A 21,279-nucleotide genomic window follows, 5' to 3' on the forward strand; every position below is an offset into this window, starting at 1 on the left:
CCACTTCTCGTCCGGACCGTCCAGCGGCGCGTTGGCCAGCGCGGGCGCGACCATGGCGTACCACGACGCCCACCCCTGATCGCCGGTTTCATCGCAACAGGTGCGGTGTTTGGCGCGATGGAGGTCGCCACGCTCGCGTACGCGGACGTGATCGGCCACCACACGGCAGGCGGCGCGGTGTTGGCGCTCCAGGCAGCCGGCTCCTGCGCGGCGGGCCTGCTCTACGGCAAGCGAAAACCGACAGCCCCACCGGAACACCGCCTGCGGTGGTGCCTGTTGGCGATGACGGCCCTGATGACTCTCCCCTTGCTCGCGGCCCGGACGTTCGACTCCCTCCCAGCGCTGGCGGTTGCCTTGCTGGTGGCAGGCATGGCAACGGCTCCGACGATGGTCACCGCGATGACCTTGCTCCAACACCGCACACCGGAGGGCAGGTTGAACGAGGGCATGAGCCTGGCGGTGACGGGCTTGCTGATTGGGATTGCGTGCGGCTCGGCGACAGGCGGCTGGGCGGTGGAGCACGCATCACCAACGGCGGGCTTCCTGGTCCCGGTTGCGGCGGCAACAACAGCCCTCCTCATCGCAGTACCGAGCAGGGCAATCCCCTAGGGGCGCGGGGCTGTATCGATTTGCGGCTCCGCCGCGTGGGCGCGACCAGCCCCCACGCACCCGCATCCAACCCACAACCCATCGAACCGCTTGCGCCAATCTCTGCCCAACCCATTGACGCCCTCACAGCCCCTACATACCTTCCTCCATCGAAGCGCTTCGACGCCTCCCGTCGAATCGATTCGACCCCCATCCGACTCCCCTGGAGGCACTGGATGTTGACGGCAAGAAGGCGCGCAACGGCAGCCGCACTGATCCTGAGCGGATCCCTGCTCCTCTCCTCCTGCGGCGGCAGCTCGGACGGCGGCTCCTCCGACAGCAAGACCCTGAAGCTCTGGCACTACGAGGGCCCCGACAGCGCGATGGGCGTGGCCTGGAACGAGGCCATCAAGGAGTTCGAGGCCCAACACCCGGGCGTGAAGGTGAAGTTCGAGGAAAAGGGCTTCGAGCAGATCCAGAAAACAGCCCCCATGGTCCTCAACTCATCAGACGCCCCGGACATCATGGAGTACAACAAGGGCAACGCGACGGCAGGCCTGCTCTCGAAACAAGGCCTGCTCACCGACCTGACCGCCGAGGCGAAGGCGCGCGGCTGGGACAAGAAGATCCCCGCGAGCGTCGGCACGACGGACATGTACGACACCAACGGAGTGATGGGCTCCGGCAAGTGGTACGGCGTCACGGACTACGGCGAGTACACGATGGTCTACTACAACAAGGCCCTCTTCAAGAAGTACAAGATCGCCGAACCGAAGACGTTCGACGAACTCACCGCGGCCATGGCCCAGTTCACGGCGAAGGGCGTCACTCCGCTCGCGAACGCGGGCGCCGAGTACCCGGCCCAGCAGTACCTCTACCAACTCGCGTTGTCGAAGGCCGACCGCGCCTGGGTCGACAAGTACGAGCTGTACAAGGGCAAGACGGACTTCCACGACGCGGCCTGGACCTACGCGGCGACGACGTTCGCGGACTGGGTGAAGAAGGGCTACATCGCCAAGACCTCCAGCGGCACGAAGGCCGAGGACGCCGGTGTCTCCTGGATCCAGGGCAAGGCCCCGATCCTGTTCTCCGGCAGCTGGTGGTACGGCCGCTTCCAGACGGAGGCCAAGTTCGACTGGGACACGAGTCTCTGGCCCGGCTCGAACCTCACGCTCGGCTCCGGCGGCAACATCTGGGTCGTCCCCAAGGGCGCCAAGAACAAGCAACTCGCCTACGACTTCATCGACATCACCCTGTCGAAGAAGATCCAGAACCTGATGGGCAACAAGGGCGGCATCCCGGTCGCGGCCGACACCTCCGCGATCACCGACCCCAAGTCCAAGGAACTGATCGCCAACTTCAACACCGTCTCCGCCCGTGACGGCCTCGCCTTCTACCCGGACTGGCCGGTCCCCGGCTTCTACAACGTCCTCGTCTCCGAGACCCAGAAGCTGATCACGAACAGCGAGAAACCGGACGCCTATCTCAGCAACCTTCAGAAGGCGTACGACAAGGGCGTCCCGTCGACATGACGGTCACCGTCGAGAAGGGCGCGCGGGCCACCCGCAAGAACCGACACCCCGGCCCGCGCAACCCTCGTAGCCCCCACCCCCGCAACTCCTACGCGCTCTTCCTCGTCCCCGGCGCCCTCGCCGCCCTGGCCGTGATCGTCGTCCCGTTCCTGATGAACACGGCCGTGAGCTTCACGAGTTGGCAGGGCGTGGGCGACCCCAAGTGGACCGGCCTCGCCAACTACCGTGACCTGCTGGACGATGCGGAGTTCTGGGCGTCCTTCCGCCACAGCCTGTTCATGGTCGTGGCGATGGCGGCCGTACCCACCGTCGTCGGACTCGTCCTCGCCGCCGCCCTGTTCGACTACATCGCCAAACACTTCGGCACCCGTGTCGCGGCCGTCCTCCGCGCCTGCTTCTACCTCCCCCAGGTACTCCCGATCGCGGTGGCCGGCATCGTCTGGAGCTGGATCCTCGCCCCCGACAACGGCTCCCTCAACGCCCTGTTGAAAGCAGTCGGGTTGGGCTCCTGGCAGCAGGACTGGCTGGGCGACCCGGACATCGCGCTCTACAGCGTCATGGGCGTCATGGTCTGGGTCCAACTCGGCTTCCCGCTCGTGGTGTTCATGGCCGGGCTGCAACGCGTCGACCCCCAGCTGTACGAGGCGGCCGAGTTGGACGGCGCCGGCTGGTGGCGCCGTTTCTGGCACATCACGCTGCCGCAGATCCGCCCGGAGATCTACGTCGTCCTCACCTGGTGCACGATCGCCGCGCTCAAGGTGTTCGGCGCGGTGTACGTGCTCACGAAGGGCGGGCCGGGCGGCGCGACCGACGTGCCGTCCTACTTCTCCTTCACCACGTTCTTCGAGAAGACCCAGGTCGGCTACGGAGCCGCGATATCAACGGTGTTGACGGTGATCATCCTGGTGCTCTCGCTCGCCTTCCTGAAACTCCAGACCCGCGCGGAGGAAGGTGACCGGGCATGACGACCGCTCTGCGCCGCTACCCCGTCCTGATCGCCCTGTGCATCGCGGCCCTCTTCATGGTCGTGCCGTTCCTGATCGTCGTGGTCAACGCCGTGAAGTCACCGGCCGAGTACTCCGAACACGGCCCCCTCAGCCTCCCCGACGGCCTCTACCTGGACGGCCTCAAGGACTTCTGGCAGCGCGTCGACTACGGCCAGAAACTCTTCAACTCGGCCCTGATCAGCGGCTCGGTGGCCCTCCTCGCGGCTGCCCTCTCCGTCCTCAACGCGTACGCGATCGGCATCGGCCGTATCAAGGGCCGCACGTGGGTCCTGGCCTTCTTCGTCCTCGCCAACATGCTGCCGCAGGAGGCGCTGGTCTACCCGATCTACTACCTGAGCAAGCAAGTCGGCCTCTACGACACGAGGTTGAGCGTCATCATCGTCTTCACGGTGATCCAGGCGGCGTTCGGCACGTATCTCCTCTCCGCCGTGCTCGGCCAGTTCCCGCGCGAGATCCTCGAAGCGGCCCGCATCGACGGCGCCAACAAGTGGCAGGTGCTGTGGCGGATCGTGGTCCCCGTCAGCCGCCCCACCATCGGCGTCCTGCTGGTCTTCTTCTTCATCTGGACCTGGAACGAGTTCCTGCTCCCCCTGGTCATGCTGATCTCCAACGACAACCAGACCGTGTCGGTGGCCCTCGGCGTCCTCCAGGGCCAGCGCCTGATGGACGCCACGATGACCAACGCGGCTGCCCTGCTCGGTGTGTTGCCCGCCATCGTCTTCTTCCTCGTCTTCCAGCGGACCCTCACGCGCGGCATCGCCGTGGGTGCCGTCAAGTAGTAAGGGGACCCCCCACATGAAGTTCACCGACGGCTACTGGCTGCTGCGCGAGGGCGTCACCGCCGCCCACCCGGTCGAGGTCCTCGATGTCACGGCCCCGGACGGCGCGTTGGAGATCCACGCGCCGACCATGCCCATCCGCCACCGCGGCGACCTGCTGAAGGGACCGGTCGTGACGATCAGCGCCCACGCCCCGATGCCCGACATCATCGGCGTCACCTTCACCCACTTCGAGGGCGAACAGCCACGCGGCCCCCAATTCGACGTCCAGAAAGAAGAGTTCGCGGTCCACACCTCCTACGACGACGAGCACGCGACCCTCACCTCCGGCGCGCTCTCCGTCCGGGTCGCCCGCACCGGCCCCTGGCACGTCGACTTCCTCGCCCACGGCCGCACCCTCACCGGCAGCGGCCCCAAGGGCATGGGCATCATGCGCGACGCGACCGGCGCCCACTACCTCCGCGAGCAGCTCGGACTCCAAGTGGGCACGTCCGTCTACGGACTTGGCGAACGCTTCGGCCCGCTCGTCAAGAACGGCCAGGTCGTCGACATGTGGAACGCCGACGGCGGCACCGCCACCGAACAGGCCTACAAGAACATCCCCTTCTACCTGACCGACGCGGGCTACGGCGTCTTCGTCGACCACCCCGGAAAGGTCTCCTTCGAGGTCGGCTCGGAGGCGGTGTCCCGGGTCCAATTCAGTGTGGAGAGCCAGCAGTTGACGTACTACGTCATCTACGGCCCGACCCCCAAGGACATCCTCCGCAAGTACTCCGCCCTCACCGGCCGCCCGGCCCTCCCGCCCGCCTGGTCGTTCGGGCTGTGGCTGTCGACGTCCTTCACCACCTCGTACGACGAGGAGACGGTGACGTCGTTCATCGAGGGCATGCGGGAGCGTGAACTCCCGCTCTCCGTCTTCCACTTCGACTGTTTCTGGATGCGCGAGTTCAACTGGTGCGACTTCCAGTGGGACCCGAGGGTGTTCCCCGACCCGGAGGGCATGCTCACCCGGCTCAAGTCCAAAGGCCTCCACATCTGCGTCTGGATCAACCCGTACATCGCCCAACGCTCCCCGCTCTTCGCCGAGGGCAAGGCACTCGGTCATCTGCTCCGCAGGCCGGACGGCAGTGTGTGGCAGTGGGATCTATGGCAACCCGGCATGGCCCTGGTCGACTTCACCAGCCCGGCCGCCCGCGACTGGTACGCCGGAAAGCTGGAGGCGCTCCTCGCGCAGGGCGTCGACTGCTTCAAGACCGACTTCGGCGAGCGGGTCCCCGTGGACGTCGCCTACGCGGACGGCGGCGACCCCGAGCGGATGCACAACTACTACGCCTACCTCTACAACCGCACGGTCTTCGACGTCCTGCGCAAACACCGCGGCGAGGGCGAGGCGGTCGTCTTCGCCCGCTCGGCCACAACCGGCAGCCAGAAGTACCCCGTTCACTGGGGCGGCGACTGCGAGGCGACATACGAGTCGATGGCCGAGTCGCTGCGCGGCGGCCTCTCGCTCGGCCTGTCCGGCTTCGGCTACTGGAGCCACGACATCGGCGGCTTCGAGGGCACCCCGACCCCCGCCCTCTTCAAACGCTGGCTGGCCTTCGGCCTGTTGTCCTCCCACAGCCGCCTGCACGGCAGCTCGTCGTACCGCGTCCCCTGGCTCTTCGACGAGGAATCCGTCGACGTACTACGGCAGTTCACCCGCCTGAAGCTGAGCCTCATGCCGTACCTCTACGAGACGGCGCGCACCGCCTCCGCCGAAGGCGTGCCGATGATGCGCGCGATGGTGCTGGAGTTCCCGGAGGATCCCGGATGCGCGCATCTGGAACGGCAGTACATGCTCGGCCCGGACCTGCTGGTCGCGCCGGTCTTCAGCGACGACGGCGACGTCTCGTACTACGTCCCCGAGGGCACCTGGACCCACTACCTCACCGGCCGCACGGTCACCGGACCACGCTGGGTGCGCGAGCGGCACGGCTTCGACAGCGTGCCCCTCCTCGTCCGGCCCGGCGCGGTGATCCCGGTCGGCGCGGTGACCGACCGGCCCGACTACGACTACGCCGACGGGGTCACCCTGCGGGCGTACGACCTGGGGCGGGGCGCGCAGGTGACGGTGCAGGTCGGCGAGGTGACCTTCACCGTCGTACGGGAGGGGGACACGCTTCGGGCGTCGTGCAGTGACCCCTCCCTTTCCTGGGCGCTGTCCTCCGGGTCGCGATCGAAGTCGGGCAGCGGGTTCCTGACCCTGGAGCTGGGCTGATGGTGAAGATCACGGACGTGGCCCGGCACGCCGGCGTCTCCCCCAGCACCGTGTCGTACGCCCTGAGCGGCAAGCGCCCGATCTCCGAGGAGACCCGGCAGCGCGTCGAGGCGTCCATCCGCGAGCTGGGCTACCGGCCGCACGCCGGCGCCCGCGCCCTGGCCAGCAGTCGGTCCAACGTGCTGGCGCTGGTGATCCCCTTACGGACCGGCATCCACGTCCCGGTCGTCATGCAGTTCGCGGTGTCCGTGGTGACCACCGCCCGCCGCCACGACCACGACGTCCTGCTGCTCACCCAGGAGGAGGGCGAGGAGGGACTGCGGCGGGTCGCGGACTCGGCGCTCGTCGACGCGATGATCGTGATGGACGTCCAACTCGACGACCCCCGGCTGCCGTTGCTGCGTTCCCTGGACCGGCCGTCCGTGATGATCGGCTTCCCCGCCGAGGCGGACGGACTGACCTGTATCGACCTCGACTTCAAGGCGGCCGGCGAGCTGTGCGTGGAACGGCTCGCGGGGCTCGGGCACCGGGTCGTCGCCCTCGTCGGGTCACCGCCCGAGGTGTACGTCCGCGGAACCGCCTTCGCCCATCGGGTGGTTCAGGGTTTCACGGCCGCCGCCGACCGCAACCGGCTCGCCTCCTCCGTCCACCCGTGCGAGGCGGGGCCCGCCGCGGCGGCGGCCGTGGCGGAGCAACTGCTGCGTGAGCAGCCGGCGTTGACCGGTGTCGTCGTCCACAACGAACCCCTCCTGGAACCGCTCATCGACGCGTTCGAGCACCTCGGCCTGCGCGTCCCCGGCGATCTGTCGATCACCGCGATCTGCCCCGACGAACTCGCCGAGTCCGTACGGGTACCGGTCACGTCGGTCGCGCTGCCCACCGCCGAACTCGGCTCCAGAGCAGTCGAGTTGCTGATGACGAAACTGGGCGGCAAGACCGTTCCCGACGCGACGCTCCTCTCCCCCCGACTGACGGAACGCGCGAGCACGGCACCGCGCAACGCGCCCTGACCTCACCACCATTGATGCAAGGCCCTACGCGAAGGAGCCGCGACATGAAAGGCAAGGGAAGAAGACAAGGCACGAGAAGAAGACACAGAACCACGCTCGTCGTGGCGTTCACCCTGATCGCCGGCCTGGGAGCGACGATCCCGGCGACGGCCGACACCCCGTACCCCTTCCGCGACCCAACTCTCCGTGTGAGCCAGCGTGTTGACGACCTGCTGGGCCGCCTGACACTCGACGAGAAGATCTCCCTCCTCCACCAGTACGAGCCCGCGATCCCGCGCCTCGGCATCCAGTCCTTCCGCACCGGCACCGAGGCCCTCCACGGCGTCGCCTGGCTCGGCGAGGCCACCGTCTTCCCGCAGGCCATCGGACTCGCCTCGACCTGGGACCCGGCGCTGATGGAGCAGGTCGGCTCGGCGGTCGGCGACGAGGCCCGCGGCTTCCAGCAACAGCGCCCGGACGGTTGGGGGTTGAACCTCTGGGCTCCGGTGGTGAACCTCCTCCGCGACCCGCGCTGGGGCCGCAACGAGGAGGGCTACAGCGAGGATCCGGAACTCACCGGCGCCCTCTCGACGGCCTACGGCGAAGGCCTGACCGGCGGCGACCCGAACCACCTCAAGACGGCCCCCACCCTCAAGCACTACCTCGCCTACAACAACGAGGCCGACCGCGCGACCACGTCCTCCGACCTGCGCCCACGGGTGGCGAAGGAGTACGACGAGGCCGCGTTCAAACCGGCGATCGAGGCGGACGCGGCCACGGGCGTGATGACGTCGTACAACCTCGTCAACGGCCGCCCCGCCACAGTGAATCCGGACCTGGACGACGTCGTACGGAAGTGGACCGACCAGTCCCTGCTGAACGTCACCGACGCCTTCGCCCCCGGCAACCTCGTCACCCCGCAGCAGTACTACCCCAGCATCACGGAGGGCGACGCGGCCGCGCTGAAGGCCGGCATCGACAGCTTCACGGACAACAGCGCCGACCCCACCCCGACGACGACGGCCGTCAACTCCGCCCTCCAGCAAGGCCTGTTGAAGGTCTCGGACATCGACACGGCCGTCTCCCACATCCTCTCCGTCCGCGTCCGGCTCGGGGAGTTCGACCCGGGCGGCGGCACGTACGGCTCGATCGACGCGTCCGTCATCAACAGCCCGGCGCATCAGCAGTTGGCGCGCAAGGCGGCGGCCGAGGGGACGGTGCTGCTGAAGAACAACGGAGCGCTGCCACTGAGGAGTTCGGGCTCGGGCTCGGCGAAGGACGTGGCCGTGGTCGGCCCTCTCGCCGACACCCTCTACACCGACTGGTACTCGGGCACGCTCCCCTACGCCGTCACCCCCGCGAAGGGCATCGCCGCGAAGCTCGGCACCGGAGTGGCCACCAGCGAGGGCGTGGACCGCATCGCCCTGCGCGACACGGCGACCGGCAAATACGTCACGGCAGGCACCGGCGACACGGGCGCACCCTTGCGGGAGACCACGAACACCCCTACGACAGCCGCCCAGTTCGACGCCTTCGACTGGGGCTCGGGCATCGTCACCCTGCGCTCGGCCGCCAACGGCAAATACGTCGGCTACAACTGGTCGAACTTCGTCAACGACCAGACGCAGCCCAACGGTTGGTACGTCCAGCAGCAGTTCAAGCTGGAACAGCAGGACGACGGCACGTACTTGCTGAAGTACGCGGGCTACGAGACGTCGGAGTCCTGGTGGTCGAGCCCCCTCTACCTCGGCCCGACCGACACGAACGGCACCCTGGGCCTGGTCACCAAGGACCAGGCGGCCCACTACGCGAAGGACGTGGTCCGCAGCGGAGTCGCCGACGCGGTGGCGGCGGTGAAGGGCAAGGACACGGCGGTCGTGGTCATCGGCTCCATGCCGTCCATCAACGGCCGCGAGGCCCACGACCGCACGGACATGGCCCTGGCCCCGACCCAGGAGGCCCTGGTGAAGGCGGTCCACCGGGCCAACCCGAAGACGGTGGTAGTGGTCGAGAACAGCTACCCGACGACACTCGGCGCGCTACAGAAAGAGGTCCCGGCCCTCCTCTGGACCTCCCACGCGGGCCAGGAAACGGGCAACGCCCTGGCCGACGTCCTCTACGGCGACGTCAACCCGTCCGGCCGCCTCACCCAGACCTGGTACCGGTCGGAGTCGGACCTCCCCTCGATCCTCGACTACGACATCATCAAGTCCGACCGCACGTACGAGTACTTCCAGGGCACCCCGCTCTACCCCTTCGGCTACGGCCTCTCCTACACGACCTTCCGCTACGGCACGCTGAAGCCCGTCACCGGCGGCTATGAGGTCACGGTGACGAACACGGGAACGCGGGCGGGAGACGAGGTCGTACAGCTCTACACACACCAGCGCACATCCCGCGACAAAGAACCCCTGAAGCAATTGAAGGCTTTCCAACGGGTCTCACTGAAACCGGGCGAGACAAAAACAGTCCGCCTGAAGATCCAGCAGAAAGACCTCGCCCACTGGGACGTCACCCGCTCGAAATGGGTGGTGGAAAGCGGCACGTACGACGTCATGGCCGGAGCGTCGTCCACGGACATCCGCGCCCGTACGACCTGGCGCGTCCACGGCGAGACCATCCCACCCCGGGACCTGTCACGGACGACCCGCGCCGAGAACTTCGACGACTACTCGGGCATTCACCTCGTGGACGAGTCAAAAGCGAGTGGTACGGCGGTGGGCGCGGCCGCGGATAAGGCGTGGCTGAAGTTCGCGGACACGCAACTGGGCAAGGGGGCGGCCGAGTTCACCGCGCGCGTCGCCGGAACATCGCCCGGCACGATCGAGGTCAGGCTCGGCTCCCCGACCGGCACACTCGTCGGTACGGCGCACTCGAACGGGACGGCATCGTCGTACGCCTATGAGACGGTGACCGCCGGCCTGTCAGGTGGCGCGGCGAAGGGCCGTACGGACGTGTATCTGGTCCTGAGCAACGGGTTGCGAATGGCGACCTTCACTGTTCAGTGACAGGAAAAAGCCCCCGCTGCCGAAGCAGCGGGGGCTTTACCCACATGGGATGAGTGGAGATGGCGGGAATCGAACCCGCGTCCACCGGTGCAGAATCAGGGCTTCTCCGTGTGCAGTTCGCTGTGATTTTCTCGGCCCCGGTGATCACGCGAACAAGTCGCCGACGGGCCCAGTCACTGTTTGATTTCCCATCGAACCCCGTGACCGGGCTCGATGGTTTAGTTCCCTAGATTATGCCAGGGTCCGGGTCGGGAACACCCCCGGGCTGACACCCTTTTAGGGTCCTTCAGTCGCTGTTATTAGGCAGCGAGGGCGAAGGACTGGGAATCGCTCTTGGAATTGGCGATTATTGGTTGCGACATATGGTTAACGAGATCATTGCCGCTTCCTCGACACGCTTCACCTGCTTCGACATCCGCTGTCGAAACCGATCATCCCCATGTTGTTTTTTCAAGCCCCTCCGAAGAGGGATACACACCCGCTGTGGGGTGCAGTAGCCATCGTACGTGACCAACGCGCGCCGATGCCACCGTATTCCCGGCGGCCCGCCGCAAGAACGGCAGGCTACTCGCCGCGCTGCTTCCGCTTCGCCGCCGCGATCGCGCGGTCCGACTCCCGGCGGTCCTGCTTCTCGCGCAGGGTCTGCCGCTTGTCGTACTCCTTCTTGCCTCGGGCGAGGGCGATCTCGGCCTTGGCGCGGCCGTTGCTGAAGTACAGGGCGAGGGGCACGATCGTGTGACCCGTCTCCTGGGTCTTGGCCTCCAGCTTGTCGATCTCCTCGCGGTGCAGCAGCAGCTTGCGCTTGCGGCGCACGGAGTGGTTGGTCCAGGTGCCCTGGTGGTACTCGGGGATGTGGGCGTTGTGCAGCCACGCCTCGCCCCCGTCGATCTGGACGAAGCCGTCGGTCAGCGAGGTCCGGCCCTCACGCAGCGACTTGACCTCGGTGCCGGACAGGACGATCCCGGCCTCGTAGGTGTCGATGATCGCGTAGTCGTGCCGGGCCTTCTTGTTCTGGGCGACGATCTTGCGCTTGCCGCCCTTCTCGCCGTCCCTGGCCTTGCCGGCGGCGGCCCCACCGCCCTGCTTGGGCTGGGACTCCTTGGGTACGTACATTCCCTTGCTCATAGTGCTGCCCATTTTCGCACTACGAGGGGGTGTGAGGGAAAGGCGATTACCGAGAGCTGAAACGGACGGCTAGGACGCGTCCCCGAGCCCGCTCAACACCGTCTCGGCCCGCTCCACGGCGGCCTGTCCCTGTGCGGTGACGTCGAGGTCGGGGGTGATGCCCCGGCCGTCGACGGTGTGGCCGGAGGGGGTGCGGTAGTGGCCGACGGTCAGTTCGGCGACGACGCCGTCGGGGAGCTTGCTCGGCATCTGGACCGAGCCCTTGCCGAAGGTCCTGGAGCCCACGACGACCGCGCGGCCGCGGTCCTGGAGGGCGCCGGTGAGCATCTCGGCCGCGCTCATCGTGCCGCCGTCGACCAGCGCGACCAGGGGTCTGGTGGTGTCGCCGCCCGCGGTCGCGTGCAGGGCGCGCTGCTCGCCGTCGATGTCGTACGTCGCGACGAGGCCGCCGTCGAGGAAGGCGGAGGCGGTGGTGACGGCCTCGGTGACCAGGCCGCCGGAGTTGCCGCGCAGGTCGAGGATGAACGCGGAGTCGGCCGGGGCCTGCCGTACGGCGGTGTGGACGAGGTCGCCGACGCCCTTGGTGAACGCGGCGATCTTGATGACGGTGACCTCACCGGCGAGCCTGCGGACGGTCACGGAGTCGGTGGAGAGGCGGGCGCGCCGTACGGTCTCGCTCCACGCGTGCGTGCCGCGCTCCAGGCCGAGGGTGACGGTGGTGCCGGCGGCCGCGTCCTGGGCGTCGCCCCGTAGTAAGGACACGACGTCGGTGACGGGCTGCCCGTCGACGTTCTCCCCGTCGACGCTGCGCAGGCGGTCGCCCTTGCGGACCCCGGCGGTGGCGGCGGGCGACCCGGACTGCACACGGGTCACCTCGATCCGGCCGTCCCGCTCCCGGCGGGCCCAGAGCCCGACGCCGGTGTACTGGCCGTCGAGGGCCTCCTCGAACTCCTCGTACTCCCCTTGGGAGTACACGGCACCCCACCGGTCCCCGCTGCGGCTGACGGCGCGCTCGGCGGCCTCCATGGGCGACTTGCCGTCGGCCTTGGCCTCGGCGGCGGCCTTCGCGACCTCTTCGGTACGGGCGACGGGCGCCGAACGGGCCGTACCGGACGCCGATTTCCGGTCCGACCGGTCGGGTTCGTCGAACGACCCGGTCGCCGCGCCGGCCACCAGCACACTCGCGAACACCAATGTCAGGGCGGCCCCGCGGCGGATGCGGCGGGGCTGACAGAACAGGTCTCGACCTGACATGGCGGTGAGTCTAGGACAACGCGAAGGGCCGCACGGGCGGTTGCCCGTACGGCCCTCTTGGCATGCGTCACACCTTGAGGTACTTGCGCAGCGCGAAAAACGCTGCCAGCGCGGGCATCAGGAGGCTCGTCGCGAGGATCAGCGGGAGCTTCGTCAGGACGGCGTCCCAGCCGATGAAGTTGATCAGATTGAGCTTGTGGGACAGGTCCAGGCCGTGGTCGATGATGAAGTACCGGGCGACGACCAGGAATCCGCAGGCGACCGTGCCGCCGATCAGGCCGGCGACCGCGGCCTCCATGATGAACGGGGCCTGGATGTAGAAGCCGGACGCGCCGACCAGCCGCATGATGCCGGTCTCGCGGCGGCGGCTGAACGCCGAGACGCGCACGGTGTTGACGATCAGCATCAGGGCGACGACCAGCATCAGGGCCATGACCGCGCGGGCGGCCCAGTTCATGCCGTTCAGGAGACCGAAGAGGTTGTCCAGGATGCCCTTCTGGTCCTGCACCGACTGGACGCCGTCACGGCCGTCGAAGGCGGTCGCGATGACCTGGTACTTCTCCGGGTCCTTGAGTTTGATGCGGTACGACTCCTGCATCTGGTCCGGCGTGAGGGAACTGGCCAGGGGGGAGTCGCCGAACTGCTCCTTGTAGTGCTTGTACGCCTCGTCCTGGGACTCGAAGACGACCTTCTGGACGACAGACATCTTGTCGAGGTCGGAGACGATCGACTTCTTCTGGTCGTCGGTCACCGCACCTTTGGCGCAGTTGGGGTCCGACTCGGCGTCGCTCTTGTTGCAGAGGAAGATCGAGACGTTGACCTTGTCGTACCAGTAGCCCTTCATCGTGGTCACCTGGTCGCTCATCAGGAGCGAGCCTCCGAAGAGGGCCAGGGACAGGGCTACGGAGACGACGACCGCGAAGGTCATCGTCAGGTTGCGGCGGAGACCGACACCGATCTCGGACAGTACGAACTGGGCGCGCATGGCGGCTTCTTCAGGCCTTTCCGTGGACGGACATCAGACGGCGGTCGGTCGGCGGTCAGTGCTGGTAGCCGTAGACGCCGCGTGCCTGGTCACGGACGAGGCGGCCCTTCTCCAGCTCGATGACGCGCTTGCGCATCTGGTCCACGATGTTCTGGTCGTGCGTCGCCATCACCACGGTGGTGCCCGTCCGGTTGATCCGGTCGAGCAGCTTCATGATGCCGACGGAGGTCTGCGGGTCGAGGTTGCCGGTGGGCTCGTCGGCGATGAGGAGCTTGGGGCGGTTCACGAAGGCTCTCGCGATGGCCACGCGCTGCTGCTCACCACCGGACAGCTCGCCCGGCATCCGGTCCTCCTTGCCGCCGAGCCCGACGAGGTCGAGCACCTGCGGCACGGACTTGCGGATCTCGCCCTTGGACTTGCCGATGACCTCCTGCGCGAAGGCCACGTTCTCGGCGACCGTCTTGTTCGGCAGCAGGCGGAAGTCCTGGAAGACGGTCCCCAGCTGGCGGCGCATCTGCGGCACCTTCCAGTTGGAGATGCGGGCGAGGTCCTTCCCCAGCACGTGCACCTGGCCCTGACTGCACCGCTCCTCGCGGAGGACCAGCCTCAGGAAGGTGGACTTTCCGGAGCCGGAGGACCCCACGAGGAACACGAACTCGCCCTTCTCCACTTCCAGGGAGACGTCCCTGAGAGCGGGGCGGGTCTGCTTGGGGTAGACCTTGGAGACATTGTCGAATCGGATCACGGGTGCACCACGGGTAGCCGGGGGTAGGTGTGCGTGACCATACGCGACCCGGGTGTGCCCGCGCAGTCGGCGTCCGGGGTTGCGCGAGGCTTGCACGTTTTGTCGCGGATCTGAAGGGCTGGAACGCACAAGGTCGGGGCAGGATAAGGCGAGCCGCGCCGAATCCCGCGGAACCTGGCACAGTGGAGGGGGAACGTTCTAGTTTCCCGAGGCGTTGTGTCTGTGGAAGCCGGTGCAAGGAGGGCGAGCGCATGACGTACGACCGGTTGGTGTGCGCGAACTGCGCGGCGCCCGTGAACGAGGGCCGCTGTCCCGTCTGCCGCGCGAACCGCGCGCGGCTGCAACAGGAGAATCCGTGGGGCAATCTCAACCCCATGGCGCTGATCGCCCTGCTCGCGGTACTGATCGCGGCGCTGGCGCTGGTGGCGCACCAGACCGCGTAGGCGGCCTGTACAGGGACATACGGAAAAGACATACAGAAGGGCCCGGAGCACACGCTCCGGGCCCTTCGTCGTACGACGTGCGTACGGTCCGTACGGGGACGGCTACCGTCAGGCGATCGTGCCGCCGCGGTTGCTGCTCGCGAGGCGCGGGAGCACGCGGAAGGCGATGCCGCCGGCGATCATCGTCGCGGCGCCGATCAGCAGGAACGCGGTCTGGCCGGCACCGGTCTCGGCGAGCTGGTCACCGTTGCCCTGGGCCGCCGTGTCGGAACCGGTGTCGGTGAGCGCGGAGGTGCCCGCCTCCTGGGCGGAGGAACCGCCGTCGGGGTCGGTGTTGCTGTTGCCGCCGGTGGAGCCGCCGGAACCGCTGGTGGCGGTGTCCGAGGGAGCGGCCGTGGTCGGCTCGTCCGTCGGCTCGGTGGGGTTGTCGGTGGGCTCGGTCGGCTCGTCCGTGGGCGGCTGCGACGTCGGCGTGGCCGGCGGCGTGGTGTTCGGGTCGGTCGGGATGCCCGGGTCGGTCGGCGTCGCGGGCGGAGTCGACTCCGGAGGAATCGTCGGGTCGTCGTCCGTGGTGGTGACCGACACGTTCAGGCCGTCGTCGCCGCCGAGGCTCACGCCGATACCGACCGCCGAAGCGGCACCGGCGGCGGTCAGCGAAGCGCCGCCGGCGATGACAGCGGTGGCCGCTATGCGTGCGACACGGATCCGCGTCTTCTTGGTCATTAGGTTGCTACCCCCAGTAGCTCGTCGTCAGGGTGGCGCGTCGGTGTCCGGGGCCGTGATCGACGGGGGTGGCAGCTGGCGAAAGCTCAAGTCCCCCGGTTCACATGCGCCCCGGAGACACGCATGCCACGCTTCACCCTTCCCAGTTTTCACAGCAACGTCAAGGCCGTTGCGAGCGCAATGTCCAACTAGGCGTTCTTTGCTGGGGAATGGAACCTGTGAGTGTGATGTAAAACCCAGACATCAAGGCTCAAGAGGGGGACGAAAAAGGCAACTGCCGCCCGATGGGAGGCAGTTGCCTTGTCGACAAAGTAACTCGGAAATCCCTCGTGGAGTTACTTCTCCTGCTGCTTGCGCCAGCGAATTCCGGCCTCCAGGAAGCCGTCGATCTCGCCGTTGAACACGGCCTCGGGGTTGCCGACTTCGTACTCCGTGCGCAGGTCCTTGACCATCTGGTACGGGTGCAGGACGTACGAACGCATCTGGTTGCCCCAGGAGTTGCCGCCGTCGCCCTTGAGGGCGTCCATCCGGGCCTGCTCCTCCTGGCGGCGGCGCTCCAGCAGCTTGGCCTGGAGCACGTTCATCGCGCTGGCCTTGTTCTGGATCTGCGAGCGCTCGTTCTGGCAGGAGACGACGATGCCGGTGGGGAGGTGGGTCAGGCGCACCGCGGAGTCGGTGGTGTTGACGCCCTGGCCGCCGGGGCCGGAGGAGCGGTACACGTCGACGCGCAGCTCGGACTCGTCGATCTCGAGGTGGTCGGTCTGCTCGACGACCGGGAGGATCTCGACACCGGCGAACGAGGTCTGGCGGCGCCCCTGGTTGTCGAAGGGCGAGATCCGCACGAGGCGGTGGGTGCCCTGCTCGACGGAGAGCGTGCCGTAGGCGTACGGCACGTGCACGGCGAAGGTGGTCGACTTGATGCCGGCCTCTTCGGCGTACGACGTCTCGTAGAGCTCCGTCTTGTAGCCGTGGCGCTCGGCCCAGCGCAGGTACATGCGCTGGAGCTTCTCCGCGAAGTCCGAGGCGTCGACGCCGCCGGCCTCGGCGCGGATGGTGACGACGGCCTCGCGGGAGTCGTACTCGCCGGAGAGGAGGGTGCGGACCTCCATCTCGTCCAGCGCCTTCTTGACGGCGGTCAGCTCGTTCTCCGCCTCGGCGCGGGTGTCCGGGTCGTCCTCCTCCTCGGCCATCTCGAAGAGGACCGAGAGGTCGTCGATCCGGCCGCGGAGCGCCTCCGTCTTGCGGATCTCGGCCTGGAGGTGGCTCAGCTTGCTGGTGACCTTCTGCGCCGCCTCCGGGTCGTCCCACAGGGAGGGCGCTGCCGCCTGCTCCTCAAGGACGACGACATCTGCCCTCAGCGTGTCCAGGTCCAGGACGGCCTCGATCGACTCCATGGTCGAGGAGAGGGACTTGAGCTCTTCGGATACATCGACGACTGCCACGCCTCCAGCGTAACGGCTCCGCCAAGCGGGGAGTGCCGTGGCTGGAACGGGGCATTGGTCACCCGGCGTCGGTGCCGGCGCACCTGGGGGCTCCGTCCCCAGACCCCCGAGACCTATGCCCACCCACCACCCGACTCGGTCTCTCGAGCGCCGGTCGGCATCACTCAGCCCGTCCGGCGTTTGAGGACGAGGCCGTTCAGGCCGAAGCGGGGGTGTCCACCAGGGGGAGTTGGGGCAACCCGAGCCAGGGCGCGACGCACACGTTCGCGTCGTCCATCCAGGTCGTCGCCCACACCAGTTCGCACCGCAGCGCGGCGAGCCGCGGCCCGAGCGAGGGGTCGATCCGGGTCAGCAGGGGTGGTGCGGCGGCCGTCGGCGGCGCGAAGCCGGGCTCGTACACCGGGTACGGCCGCGACGCGCCGAAGGGCAGCAGCGTCCCGTCGACATCGAGGAAGAGAAGCATCGGCACCAGGATCGGACACATTCCTCTCCTACGCCACGCACGTCACCCCTCGAATCCGCCCAGGCACGTCACCCCTCGGATCCACCCGCGCACGTCACCCCTCGAACCCGCCCGCGCGCAGAATCTCGTCGACCCGGGCCCGATGCGCCGCCTCCCAGTCGTCAAGGTTCTCGTCGCCTTCCTGGGCCAACCGCGCCAACGCCCCGGCGAGCACCTCGGCCCGCCGCGCACCCGGTACGACCACGATCCCGTCCTCGTCGGCCACCACGACATCCCCGGCATCGACGGCGACTCCCCCGCACCGCACCCGCTCGTTCAACGGCAGTACGGCCTTCTTGGCCCCCGGAATCGGCACGACTCCCCGCCCGAACACGGGGAACCCGGACGCCCGCACCTCGCCGATGTCCCGGATCACCCCGTCGACGACGAACCCGGCGATCCCGCGCTGCTGCGCGACGGCACACACATTGCCCCCGGCGAGCGCGTACTCCACGTCACCCGACTCCACGACGACGACCGAATCGGGCTCGGCACGGTAGATGGCCGCGTGCAGCATGAGGTTGTCGCCGGGAGGGCACCGCACGGTGAAGGCCGGCCCGGCGAGCCGCATCATCGGCCCCCACAGCGCCCGGATGCCGAGGTCCAACACCTGCTCGTGGCCGAGCAGATCGGCGAGGGTGGTCGTAGGGATGTCCTCGAATTCGGTGGCATCAGTCATACGCCGGACGCTACCGTCCTCCTCATGACTGCCGGGTCGGCCCTGTGCCGTGAGCGAGTCGGGTACCCGGCCTCTGAATGAGGCCGAGGCGGGCCAGAGGCCCGCCGTCTGTCACTGCGTCCAAGTCGAGTCATCACATCACTGCGCAGCGACAGAGAGAAGAGATCACCACCGCATGCCCAACGACTTCAACCAGCAGATCATCGACGAGTTCCGCGCCAACCGGGGCCGCGTGGGCGGCTACTTCGAGGGCGCCCGCCTGCTCCTCCTCACCACCACCGGCGCCCGCACGGGCGCCCCGCACACCACCCCCGTCGGCTACCTCCCCGACGGCGGCGACAGAGTCCTCGTCATCGCCTCGGCGGCCGGCTCCGCCCGGCACCCGGACTGGTTCCACAACCTCGTCGCCCACCCCCAAGTCACCGTCGAGAGCGGCGTGTTCACCTACGAGGCCCGAGCCGTGGTCCTCACCGGCGAGGAACGCGACCGGCTCTTCGCCCGAGCCGTGGAGGCGGACCCGGGCTGGGCGGCGTACCAGGAGAAGACCGACCGGATCATCCCCGTCGTAGCCCTCCACAGCGTGGCGCGGGGCGGCCCGGGGAACATCAACGCGACGTCCTTCGGCGAGGCCATCAAGGTGGTCCACGACGCGTTCCGCCGCGAACTGTCCCTGATCCGCAGCGAGTTGGCCACGGGTACAGCAACCCTGGGCGCCCAACTCCGCGTCAACTGCCTGACGTTCTGCCAGGGCCTCCACAACCACCACACCGGCGAGGACACCGTCCTCTTCCCCCTCATCACCGAACGCCACCCCGGCTCCACCCCGGCCCTGACCCGCCTCCGCGAGGAACACGAACGGATCGCGGTGCTGGTGGAGGAGTTGCGCGAGACACTCACGTCCACCACGGACCCGACGGCGGTCCGCGCCGAGGTGGAACGGCTGACGACGGAGCTGGAGGCCCATCTGACGTACGAGGAAGAGGAGTTGATCCCGCTCTTCGACGCCGCTTCTTGACCTCAAGCCTGCTTGAGGTCGAAGACTGCACGCATATCCCGATGCCGTGGAGGTTGGTATGCGTGCAGCACAGGTGCAGAAGTTCGGCGGCCCGGAGGTCCTGATCCCGGTGACGCTGCCGGACCCGGTCCCCGGCCCTGGCGAGGTACTGATCGACGTCGCCTACATCGACACGATCTTCGTGGAGACCCAGCTGCGGACCGGCTGGGGCCAGGAGTTCTTCCCGACGACACCGCCGTACGTCCCGGGCGGCGGTGTCTCCGGGGTGGTCGCAGCGCTCGGCCCGGAGGTTCCGGAGGAGTGGCTGGGCCGCAGGGTGACGTCATTCGTCCAGGACGGCTACGCGTCGCGAGCGGTGGCGGCGGTCTCGGCCCTGACGGTCGTACCGGACGCCCTGGACCTGCTCGCGGCAGCCGCCCTGGTCCACGACGGCGTCACCGCGGCCGGCCTCCTCGAACTGACCGCCGTGGCCCCCGGCGACCGCGTCCTGATCCTGGGCGCGTCGGGCGGCATGGGCACGCTGCTGGTCCAACTAACCCACTCACGCGGCGCGTTGGTCGTAGGACTGGCCCGTGGCGCGGAGAAGCTGGCGCTGGTGAGGGAGTTGGGCGCCGACGCGACGGTGGACGTCTCCGCCTCCGACTGGCCCGAGCGGGCGCGGGCGGCCCTCGGTGGCGCGGCCGACGTGGTCCTGGACGGCGTCGGCGGGCAACTCGGCGCCACCGCCCTCTCCTTGGCCGCGGACGGCGGCCGCTTCTCCGCCCACGGCGCTCCGTCCGGCGGCTTCGCCACCCTCGACACGGAGGAGGTGTCCCGGCGCGGCATCAAGCTGTTCGGCATCGCCGACGTGCAGTTCCCCCAGGCGGACCTGCTCCGGTTGACCTCGTACGCCTTGCAGGAGGCGGTGGCAGGGCGATTGCGGGTGGTGATCGGGGAGGTGTTCGAGTTGGCACGGGCGGGCGACGCGCATGCGGCGATCGCCCGGCGCGGGGTGGTGGGGAAAATACTGCTGAAAGTCTGACCGGGCCCGGCGACGGCCGAGGCACTAGCGGACGAGCGCCGCCGCGATCCGGGAGCGGCTCGGAACCTCAGACAGCCCCAAGGGGCCTGCGGCAGCCGTTATGACGGCCTGCAGTTTCCGGACCGCCGACGGAAGCCGGACCGAGTTGAATCCCGTCCCGTCGCGCAGGGACAGTGACACACGAATGACGTCGGTGAACACCGACTGCGCCTTCTTGAAGTCGAGGAGGCGCCCCAGGTCCTGTTCCCAGCCATACGTGCTGCGGGGGCGTACACGATGGACGACTCTCGACCATTCCTGGACCATACGGCGTTCCTGGTCCGCCGGATAAGACATCAGGTGAAGGTTCGTTGCCAAGTCGTAGAGCGGGTCCCCCAGGGCTGCCAACTCCCAGTCGATGACCCAGAGTTGGCCGAGCGGATCGAGGATGAAGTTGTTGCGGTGCAGATCCGCGTGCAGCAGACAGAAGTCGCGATCTCTCAGTCCGGAGACGTTCTTTCTGAGCTGGACGAACACTTCACCGCCGATACCGAGATCCTCGAAGAGTCTCCCGAACGCCACCTGGTTCTTCTCGTAGACCTGCTCTTCCGCGAAGACGATCAGACGTTCCAGGAAGCCGTCACAGTCACCGTTCTCGGGACGGTCATCGAAATGGCAGCGCCGCTCCACGTCGAGCATGTCCGGCGTGATACGCGTCATCTCCCGGAACAGGTCGACAATCTGGTCGAAAGCCATGTCCGGCACGCGCGAGCCCGTCCAACGGCTCATCGGGAGGACCCTGCCCTCGATGTACCCCTGTAGCTGCATACCCTCCATATCGATGATGTCGGGAATCCGCGTGATGTACCCTCTCAGAGCACGCAGGAGGTCCACTTCCGACCAGAAGCACCGCCGGTCGAACCACAGGATCTCGTCGCGCGGTTCACGGAACTTGACGACCCGGGCCACCCCTGGCAGCGCAAGTACATAAGTTTCGTGGTGATAGCCCTTCAACGGCCCGTCGATCACACACATGTCGGCTGACAACTCATCAGCGCGCTGTCTCACCGGCGAAACCCGCCGCTGCAGACCGAGCTCGCCCGGCTGATCAACCTCCCCGACCGCTATCGGGCCGAGGGCGAGCCCGATCCCGTCATCACCCCGCCGCTGTACGGCACCTGGCACGCCATGACCAAGCGGGTGCTC

The 21,279-nt window shown here is 67.9% G+C and carries 18 protein-coding genes, 1 other RNA gene and 1 pseudogene; 10 read left to right on the forward strand and 10 right to left on the reverse strand.

Features of this window, described 5'->3' with window-relative positions:
• The 7 genes from ACNFOC_RS30260 to ACNFOC_RS30290 form a co-directional block, all read left to right on the forward strand.
• Positions 1 to 609 (forward strand): MFS transporter (locus tag ACNFOC_RS30260; RefSeq protein ID WP_416962247.1); only part of this gene is annotated, 609 nt, incomplete at its 5' end.
• A gap of 215 nt (positions 610 to 824) precedes the next feature.
• Complete coding sequence (locus ACNFOC_RS30265) at positions 825 to 2,120, forward strand: extracellular solute-binding protein (protein ID WP_416962248.1); 1,296 nt, start codon at positions 825 to 827, stop codon at positions 2,118 to 2,120.
• On the forward strand, positions 2,117 to 3,085 hold the full coding sequence (locus ACNFOC_RS30270) for a carbohydrate ABC transporter permease (RefSeq protein WP_416962249.1): 969 nt from the start codon (positions 2,117 to 2,119) through the stop codon (positions 3,083 to 3,085). Before ACNFOC_RS30265 ends, ACNFOC_RS30270 begins: the two co-directional genes overlap by 4 nt.
• Complete coding sequence (locus ACNFOC_RS30275) at positions 3,082 to 3,906, forward strand: carbohydrate ABC transporter permease (protein ID WP_416962250.1); 825 nt, start codon at positions 3,082 to 3,084, stop codon at positions 3,904 to 3,906. The genes ACNFOC_RS30270 and ACNFOC_RS30275 overlap by 4 nt, the downstream gene beginning before the upstream one ends.
• Before the next feature lie 16 nt (positions 3,907 to 3,922).
• Positions 3,923 to 6,163: an alpha-xylosidase gene (yicI, locus tag ACNFOC_RS30280; protein ID WP_416962251.1), complete on the forward strand. Its 2,241-nt coding sequence runs from the start codon at positions 3,923 to 3,925 to the stop codon at positions 6,161 to 6,163.
• Positions 6,163 to 7,173 (forward strand): LacI family DNA-binding transcriptional regulator, encoded by a 1,011-nt coding sequence (locus tag ACNFOC_RS30285; protein WP_416962252.1) that lies wholly within the window; start codon positions 6,163 to 6,165, stop codon positions 7,171 to 7,173. Before yicI ends, ACNFOC_RS30285 begins: the two co-directional genes overlap by 1 nt.
• Positions 7,174 to 7,274: 101 nt before the next feature.
• Entirely contained in the window at positions 7,275 to 10,160 is a 2,886-nt protein-coding gene (locus ACNFOC_RS30290) for a glycoside hydrolase family 3 protein (protein ID WP_416962253.1), read from the forward strand.
• A 51-nt stretch (positions 10,161 to 10,211) separates the two neighbouring features.
• Here ACNFOC_RS30290 and ssrA read toward each other — a convergent pair.
• The 5 genes from ssrA to ftsE all read right to left on the reverse strand — a co-directional run bounded on the left by ssrA (position 10,212) and on the right by ftsE (position 14,269).
• Positions 10,212 to 10,599: a transfer-messenger RNA gene (gene ssrA, locus ACNFOC_RS30295) on the reverse strand.
• 125 nt (positions 10,600 to 10,724) lie between these two features.
• The gene (gene smpB, locus ACNFOC_RS30300; protein WP_416962260.1) at positions 10,725 to 11,273 is read right to left on the reverse strand and encodes an SsrA-binding protein SmpB; all 549 of its coding nucleotides are present in this window, start codon (positions 11,271 to 11,273) and stop codon (positions 10,725 to 10,727) included.
• Positions 11,274 to 11,354: 81 nt separating this feature from the next.
• Entirely contained in the window at positions 11,355 to 12,539 is a 1,185-nt protein-coding gene (locus ACNFOC_RS30305; protein ID WP_416962254.1) for a S41 family peptidase, read from the reverse strand.
• 67 nt (positions 12,540 to 12,606) lie between these two features.
• Complete coding sequence (ftsX, locus tag ACNFOC_RS30310) at positions 12,607 to 13,524, reverse strand: permease-like cell division protein FtsX (RefSeq protein WP_033286713.1); 918 nt, start codon at positions 13,522 to 13,524, stop codon at positions 12,607 to 12,609.
• A gap of 55 nt (positions 13,525 to 13,579) precedes the next feature.
• Entirely contained in the window at positions 13,580 to 14,269 is a 690-nt protein-coding gene (ftsE, locus tag ACNFOC_RS30315) for a cell division ATP-binding protein FtsE (RefSeq protein ID WP_033286714.1), read from the reverse strand.
• Positions 14,270 to 14,520: 251 nt separating this feature from the next.
• Between ftsE and ACNFOC_RS30320 the strand changes: the two genes are divergently transcribed.
• On the forward strand, positions 14,521 to 14,712 hold the full coding sequence (locus ACNFOC_RS30320) for a hypothetical protein (protein WP_019056429.1): 192 nt from the start codon (positions 14,521 to 14,523) through the stop codon (positions 14,710 to 14,712).
• Positions 14,713 to 14,820: 108 nt separating this feature from the next.
• Here ACNFOC_RS30320 and ACNFOC_RS30325 read toward each other — a convergent pair whose 3' ends face one another.
• The 4 genes and pseudogenes from ACNFOC_RS30325 to ACNFOC_RS30340 all read right to left on the reverse strand — a co-directional run bounded on the left by ACNFOC_RS30325 (position 14,821) and on the right by ACNFOC_RS30340 (position 18,058).
• The gene (locus tag ACNFOC_RS30325) at positions 14,821 to 15,435 is read right to left on the reverse strand and encodes a hypothetical protein (RefSeq protein ID WP_416962255.1); all 615 of its coding nucleotides are present in this window, start codon (positions 15,433 to 15,435) and stop codon (positions 14,821 to 14,823) included.
• A gap of 335 nt (positions 15,436 to 15,770) precedes the next feature.
• The gene (gene prfB, locus ACNFOC_RS30330; RefSeq protein ID WP_416962256.1) at positions 15,771 to 16,877 is read right to left on the reverse strand and encodes a peptide chain release factor 2; all 1,107 of its coding nucleotides are present in this window, start codon (positions 16,875 to 16,877) and stop codon (positions 15,771 to 15,773) included.
• A 202-nt stretch (positions 16,878 to 17,079) separates the two neighbouring features.
• Positions 17,080 to 17,340 (reverse strand): annotated as a pseudogene (locus tag ACNFOC_RS30335) (HAD domain-containing protein); the annotation flags it as partial.
• Between the two features lie 94 nt (positions 17,341 to 17,434).
• The gene (locus ACNFOC_RS30340) at positions 17,435 to 18,058 is read right to left on the reverse strand and encodes an RraA family protein (RefSeq protein ID WP_416962257.1); all 624 of its coding nucleotides are present in this window, start codon (positions 18,056 to 18,058) and stop codon (positions 17,435 to 17,437) included.
• A gap of 175 nt (positions 18,059 to 18,233) precedes the next feature.
• Between ACNFOC_RS30340 and ACNFOC_RS30345 the strand changes: the two genes are divergently transcribed.
• Together ACNFOC_RS30345 and ACNFOC_RS30350 are read left to right on the forward strand one after the other, a co-directional pair.
• A complete protein-coding gene (locus tag ACNFOC_RS30345) occupies positions 18,234 to 19,073 on the forward strand; it encodes a nitroreductase/quinone reductase family protein (RefSeq protein WP_416962258.1) in 840 nt (279 codons plus the stop codon).
• Between the two features lie 58 nt (positions 19,074 to 19,131).
• Entirely contained in the window at positions 19,132 to 20,094 is a 963-nt protein-coding gene (locus ACNFOC_RS30350; protein ID WP_416962259.1) for a zinc-binding dehydrogenase, read from the forward strand.
• 24 nt (positions 20,095 to 20,118) lie between these two features.
• On the opposite strand, the gene ACNFOC_RS30355 is transcribed toward ACNFOC_RS30350, so the two are convergent.
• Positions 20,119 to 21,108 (reverse strand): phosphotransferase, encoded by a 990-nt coding sequence (locus tag ACNFOC_RS30355; RefSeq protein ID WP_416962261.1) that lies wholly within the window; start codon positions 21,106 to 21,108, stop codon positions 20,119 to 20,121.
• Positions 21,109 to 21,279: the final 171 nt, after the last annotated feature.

It is taken from the genome of Streptomyces colwelliae (genome assembly GCF_048158785.1).
In the GTDB taxonomy this organism is placed as follows: Bacteria; Actinomycetota; Actinomycetes; order Streptomycetales; family Streptomycetaceae; genus Streptomyces.